The organism is Pseudomonas sp. 2995-1 (assembly GCF_002742505.1).
GTDB classification, from domain to species: Bacteria; Pseudomonadota; Gammaproteobacteria; order Pseudomonadales; family Pseudomonadaceae; genus Aquipseudomonas; species Aquipseudomonas sivasensis.
Map to the genome: position 1 here is coordinate 1 of NZ_LJSA01000633.1, position 274 is coordinate 274.

Here is a 274-nt window from a genome sequence, read left to right on the forward strand (position 1 = left end):
GCCAAAGAAGGTGTTGATTTCCAAGAAAGATTAATGGAGATCACGAGCGTTGTGACAGATGGTTCAGTAAGTGCTGAAGTCATAGCTTTAGATGCACCGGGGATGATTAAAGAAGGGGAAGAATTGGCAGCAATCGCACCAAATATTACTATTAAAGTTCCGATGACAAGTGAAGGACTGAAAGCTGTTCGGACATTCAGTCAAAAAAATATTAAGACGAACGTAACCTTGATTTTTTCAGCAAATCAAGCAATATTGGCAGCAAGGGCTGTAG

At 40.5% G+C, this 274-nt stretch carries 1 protein-coding gene; it reads left to right on the top strand.

Annotated elements, in window-relative coordinates:
* Positions 1-274 (top strand): transaldolase family protein (locus AOA61_RS30140; RefSeq protein ID WP_305886531.1); only part of this gene is annotated, 274 nt, incomplete at both ends.